The sequence below is a fragment of the Planctopirus hydrillae genome, from assembly GCF_001707835.1.
In the GTDB taxonomy this organism is placed as follows: domain Bacteria; phylum Planctomycetota; class Planctomycetia; order Planctomycetales; family Planctomycetaceae; genus Planctopirus; species Planctopirus hydrillae.
This window is the reverse complement of the sequence record NZ_LYDR01000110.1, coordinates 175,994-181,993: the sequence shown is the minus strand read 5'-3', so window position 1 is coordinate 181,993 and position 6,000 is coordinate 175,994. Positions and strand designations below refer to the sequence as shown.

General features: G+C 51.1%; 3 protein-coding genes. All 3 read left to right on the top strand.

Annotated features, from left to right (window positions below; all coding sequences use genetic code 11):
- The first annotated feature begins 1,253 nt into the window (after window positions 1-1,253).
- The 3 genes from A6X21_RS13545 (at window position 1,254) to A6X21_RS13535 (ending at window position 4,837) form a co-directional block, all read left to right on the top strand.
- Window positions 1,254-2,777, top strand: a complete 1,524-nt coding sequence (locus A6X21_RS13545) for a MotA/TolQ/ExbB proton channel family protein (RefSeq protein WP_068848672.1) — start codon at window positions 1,254-1,256, stop codon at window positions 2,775-2,777.
- Window positions 2,778-2,864: 87 nt separating this feature from the next.
- On the top strand, window positions 2,865-3,701 hold the full coding sequence (locus tag A6X21_RS13540; protein WP_068848670.1) for a coiled-coil domain-containing protein: 837 nt from the start codon (window positions 2,865-2,867) through the stop codon (window positions 3,699-3,701).
- Between the two features lie 17 nt (window positions 3,702-3,718).
- Window positions 3,719-4,837, top strand: a complete 1,119-nt coding sequence (locus tag A6X21_RS13535) for a hypothetical protein (RefSeq protein ID WP_068848668.1) — start codon at window positions 3,719-3,721, stop codon at window positions 4,835-4,837.
- The last annotated feature ends 1,163 nt before the right edge of the window (window positions 4,838-6,000 follow it).

Below are 6,000 nucleotides of genomic sequence, written 5' to 3'. Positions count from 1 at the left end.
ACGTCCCAGCAACCGCTTAACGAATCTGCGCAAAGCTGATTCTCAAATCTCTTCCCATCCAAATTGTCAAAGAGCAAAGCAGAAACTGCAATCATTAATCGCTGTCACTACTGGCGTGGCTGAATCTTAACGGGAAGAAGTTTGTCGTCAACCAACCGGGGGATAAATTTTGTGGACTCGATGAAGATGTTCATTTTCTCCATTTTCTGAATCTGCAGCCCAGGCTGAGTCAGAATTTTGGCTCCATGCCGCTTGAACCGCGGAATACCCCCTCCCTTACAGCCACTCATGGCAATTACTGGAATTCATTCGCTCTCGCTTCGATTGCCAGTTTTCCCTCAGCACCACCGGTTTTCCCTCAGCACCAAAGGAGCGGATCTAACGGATTTGCCTGCTCCATGACTGTACTCCTGATCTCACTTCCAGAAATTTGCGTCTTCAGTCCTGCATGAGCGAAAAATATGACGAATTCTAGATTGAGCCGGGAGGGCGGTCAGATCCCCGATGATTTCGCTTGTACCTACAGGAGGGGTTCAACGATTCCGCCCGGAGCCTCTCATGCCACGCGAACTTTTCTTCCACTCGCCCCACAAAAACTCTACAGTTCCACCAGAGTTCCTCAGAGCACTGCGAAAAAGCGACCCAACGCTTTTCACGGCACGCATACAGCTCGTTTTCTCAGAGGACTCACTGACGATCACTGGCAGCACGTCCACTTTCTTTCAGAAGCAGCAGATCCAGGAAGCTCTGAGAAAGAAAGTCCCTGCCCTGAAAATCAATAATCGACTGCTCATCTCGCCCGACAGGCATCCCCGCTCAACCGATGCCCTCGTGAGAGGTTAATGCGACCCAGCCGAACACCAGTCATCCAAGTAACGTAACTTCGCACACTTCGCCGTGAACTGGCATACGGATTTTGATCCGCTCAGCCTGATCTGAGTTGAACATCTTTTCTCGTTCGCTCAATCCGGATGCTCACACAACCCCTTCATTGACAGGCACGAACCACATCGGCACGTCTTGCCATCCTAGCCTCAACCACCCCTCCTCCATCGTTGCTGCATCAACGAATCTTGCAGACAAAATCTTTTTGTCATCAGTTTCAAACTGAATTCCTGATCAACCTTTGACAACGTTCACAGGTGACCACATAACAGTTCTATTCTTGAGGACTGCCTGACGACCCTCCCATGGAAACAATCTCCCAGTCGCTCGGATGCAGCGGCTGACCTGCACAGGAATATTCAGACAGAATGCCCACCTTTTCCAAGTTTTTATGCCCTCACTGCAGCAAGACTCTTAAGGTTCCCGAAGAGTTAGCAGGCAAAACTCGAACATGCCCCTACTGCCGTGAAAGCATCCGCATCCCTGGTAACTCACTCAGTACCCTGGGTCTGACAAACTTCCCCAGCGATACTGGCGACCTTCCAAGCGGTGCTCCCGCCGACAAAAGCACGTCGGCAACCCTCCTGGGGGATGAAGCCGACTCTGCCTCCAGCGATGTCAGCCTCATCTTGTCCGGCCTCATTGCCCTCGGGCTGAGTGTTGCCATTTTCGTGGCGATGCTCCCCTTCCGCTCGAATATGTTGGGCCAGATTTTCTGGGATCGCGGTGTGATTCCTTACTGGCTGACGATTGTCTTCTCGTGGGGCGTAGCGATCCTGTTCCTCAAATGGCTCCATATCAAACGGCAGAAAGAGGCCATGCTTCTGGATGTCCTTCCTACAGAAATCTCTGAGGAAATCAATCCGAAGTCATTAGATAGGTTTGTCCATCATATTCGCGAGTTGCCCGGCTCTTCTTCGAAAAGCTATCTCATTAACCGGGTATTGCGGGGCATCGAACATTTCCGTGTTCGAAAAAGTGCCGCTGAAACTGTCACCATGATGGAGTCCCAGTCATCCATCGATATTAACAACGTCACCGGGAGTTACTCCTACGTTAAAGTCTTTCTGTGGACACTTCCTATCCTGGGCTTTATCGGTACCGTTCTTGGCTTGAGCGTGGCTGTGGCGAGTCTGGCTGCCAGCCTCGCGGCAGCCTCCGACATGAATGCTTTGAAGGGCGCGATGAATGCGGTTTTCGCGGGCCTGGCAACAGCCTTCGATACGACCCTGCTGGCACTGATCATGAGTGTCGTCATCAAGATCCCCATGTCGGCCCTGCAAAAGAGCGAAGAAGATCTCATCACTTCGGTCGACGAGTATTGCAACGAAAATTTTCTCAGGCGTCTCAACGATGGCAAAGAAGGTGGCTCCGAACGCGGCGCCGGTGGCAGCACCTCCGCCTTCCGGGAAGCCGTCGAAGCAGCTATGGGAACTCATCACGCCGAGCTTGAAAAATGGTTAGCGAAGCTCGATTCCATCGGCGGCAAACTCACCACGCAAATGTCGGAAAGCTGGGAGAAAGTCGCCTCTCGCTTCCAGAAACATCAACTCGATTTCGCCGCACAGCTTCGAGAGCAGCAAACAGCGCATCAGCAGCAATTGCACGATCAGTTACAGCAGATGGCACAAGCTGCTCAAGCGATCCAATCGACTCTTGCCTCGGTGGCAACACAGACGGAACAGTTGCAAAACAACGTCAACCAGTCTTTCAGCACCACACAGACGCACCTTCAAACACAATTCCAGGGCCTCGAAAATGGCCTGAGCAGCTTGAACAATGTGCTCGTTAAGCTTGGCGAACAAAGTATTGTCATTCAGCAGATGCCAGCCGCAACTGAAACTCCCAAACGCCGACGAGGTGGCTGGCTGGGAAGCCTGGGCTGGAAGTAATTGCGTATCTCTTTCTTGGGCGAATCGCCAAGCAGTCATTTTTCCTGAAGATTTTCGACTTACTGGGGATAGCAGGAGCTTTTTCACATGGCTCAGAAGCGGGCAGCAGAACCCGATGATTTCTCGCTTTTCCCCTTTATGGATATTGTGACCAGCGTCGTCGGTATTCTCATGCTGATGATCGCTGCCGCCTCGCTTGAACAGATGACTGCCGGAGATGCCGCGGTCATTACTTCCTACGAAGCAACCGTTGCCAAAATTCAAGAGGAGCAGGCACGTCAAGCGGAACTGCAAAAGCTTCTCGATGAAAAAATCGGGCCCTCTGCGGCATTAACCCGCCAGCAGATCGACGCGACTGAGGAAGAGATTCTTTCACTCACCAAAAAAATTGAAGCGGTTCAGGCAGAGCTTGATAAGCTGAAGCAGGCACAAATCGTCGTTCCGAAGCTTGATCCCTCCCAACGCGAAACACTCGCTGCCATGCAGGCCGAATCCAAAGCTCTGGCAGAGCAGATTGCTCAACTCGAGAAAGACCTCAAAAGTAGAAAAGATGCCCCGCCGGCCAATGTATCCATTCTCCCCGGTGGTTCCGGTCTCAACTTTGTCCCGCATTTCATCGAATGCCAGGATGGAGCCGTCGTATTGCACGACCTCTCCCCTCCCAAGACCGTTCGCACAGCCAATCTTGCCGCTGATAAAGACTTCCTCGATATTCTCTCAAAGGCTGCCAACAACGTCTCGCATTCGGTTGTGTTCCTCATTCGCAGCGACGGGCTGAACACTTACAACATAGCACGCAAATTCTGTACAGATCGCGAAATATCGAATGGGAGATTACCTGTCATTGGCGCAGGAAAAATTGATCTCAGTTACTTTACAAAGAAGCTGGAATCACAAAAGTCATTACCAGATAACGATAAATAGCTAATAGGATTGTCCTTATGAAACCTCGTCCTAAAGAACAGGGCGACGAACTGGACCTGGATTCCCTGATGGACGCAATGACGAACGTTGTTGCCGTCCTCATTCTCGTCTTGCTCTTAACACAGCTCAACGTCCAGGAGACGATTCGCGACGTCGTCTCCCGATCCACAGTCACAGAAGCCGATCTGAATTCCGCCAAAAAGGAACTCGATGCGCTGCTGGAGAAAAAACAATCGGTCGACTCCCGACTGAATGAGTTCAATCTCGCTTCCGAAAAAGAGCGGCTGGCCCGCATGCAGGAAACACTGGCGGCACGCAAGAAGCTGCTGGAAACACAAAACAAGCAAGCCAACGAGTTCTCGATGCGGATCGAGAACGATCGAAAAATGGCAGTCGAAAACGAAAAGGAAATCGAGCAGAATCAGCAGGAACGCGACAAACTTCAAACCCAGATCGCCGAGACGCTAGCAAAAAAAGCCGACTTGCAGGCCCGGCTGGATAAAACACCCGTCAAACCAGCACCACCCCCAAAAGTGGTCAGCATTCCCAGTCCACGGCCAGCTCCTGAGGGTGCCAAACGCCTGAGTATCCTCTGCGCTAACAACAAGATCTACCCCCTCAGTATCGACGACATCCGCAAAGATGCCGAAGAAAAAGCGAAGGGAATTATCCTGCGATATAAACTCAATACCAATCCCGAAGCTGGTATTGACCCCGAAAAATTTGAGAACTTCTATACCAAGCTGCCTTCTCCGAACGATGAGTTTTTTAAGGTCGAATACTTTGTTGCCGACAAACGCTGGCCTCGCATCCGCCTGATCCCGCGTGAGAACAAAGGGATTACTGTCGAGCAACTCGCCTCAGCGAAATCCGCAGGAAGACGCCTGCTGGCAAGTATTGATCCTCAAAAGTTTTATGTTGTTTTTGATGTGTTGACGAACAGTTTCGATGCCTACCTCTCCGCAAGACAAGTCCTGATGCAGGCCAACGTTCCTGCCGGCTGGGAACCCAGACCTGATCAATGGGTTTACGAATCCTGGATCCCGGGAAGTATTGAACTTGGACCACCACGTCCACCGGCACCACCTCCCACCACTCCTCAAACACCCGCAAAACCACCCAATGTTATCGATTAGCCGGCCATCGATTAACCGCTGGCGCTCTTCAGCGCATGACAAGAGCAGTCCCAACGCCGATCATGTTTGTGACAAATGCTGCTCACTCCGCGAGATACTGGTTCAACGGGCAAGAACTTATTCAGAAAAGAACCGTAGCAGGCAGAATCTGAATCAAGCTCAACCAGTGCAAGACAGATGGCCTTGATGACTGAAACAAATCATCTGTCGTAAGTCAGAAACAGATTTTTCTGTCCGTTTTTCTGCGAACCAGATTTCCCTGAGAAAGGTCTATTACTGAGCCAGTCAGGAGCGCGATCCCGATAACATCTTCAAGGTGACGGAATACTCGTCTTGAATCGAAGTGATGATCAAGATCGATTGGATATTGAGCATGTCATTTTTACATACCAACCATCTCCAGTTCATACAGTCCTCCAAGGCAAGCCTGAATCCGTCAGGCAGTCAAGGCTCGGCAAGTCATTTATCATCCTTGCTGCCCAATCAGAATAGAGCGAGTTGCCGTCAAGTCTCCGATCAACGAAGTCGGAAACACACCGATAGGTTCTATGGGTTGACCCCCTAGACCAGGCCAGCCCACAAGACTGGTAACCCGGTGTGACCTTGAGGTGACATCGGGTTTTTTCGTAGCTACACCCGGTTAACCTCGCTGTGGATTGGTCATAGAAATCCATCAGTGACGGGCTTGCCGAAGGGTCGGCACTTGGATTTGCAATCCAGGTCACAGGGTTCAACTCCCTGCAGGTCCACTGGCGGCAAAGCCGCAGAGCAGTAGACAAGAGAAATTAGAGCGTAGAAACGACTTGGCCGTTGAGAGCGATCGACTTTCCATTCTCTACTTTCTCGACTGCTGGGTCGGGCAGAGTTGCCGATGTGAACACACCGGCTTGAGGAGCAGAAGGACCTCGATACGACACCGAGATGCCCGACTTAAAGAGATGGTCGTCGAGGGCTGGTTGCGACAATTCGGCTGATAACTGAGTCGTGCTGAGTTCGATCCTCAGAGCTGATACTGACGAATAAAAAAACAACGGCCAACACAATGCCATTAAATAGCCGCGCAATATACATATAAATAAACATTTATAAGGTTGTGGTGTAGCGGCCGCATAGCGGACTTTTAATCCATAAAGCGTGGGGTCACACCCCACCGGCCTCGCTCA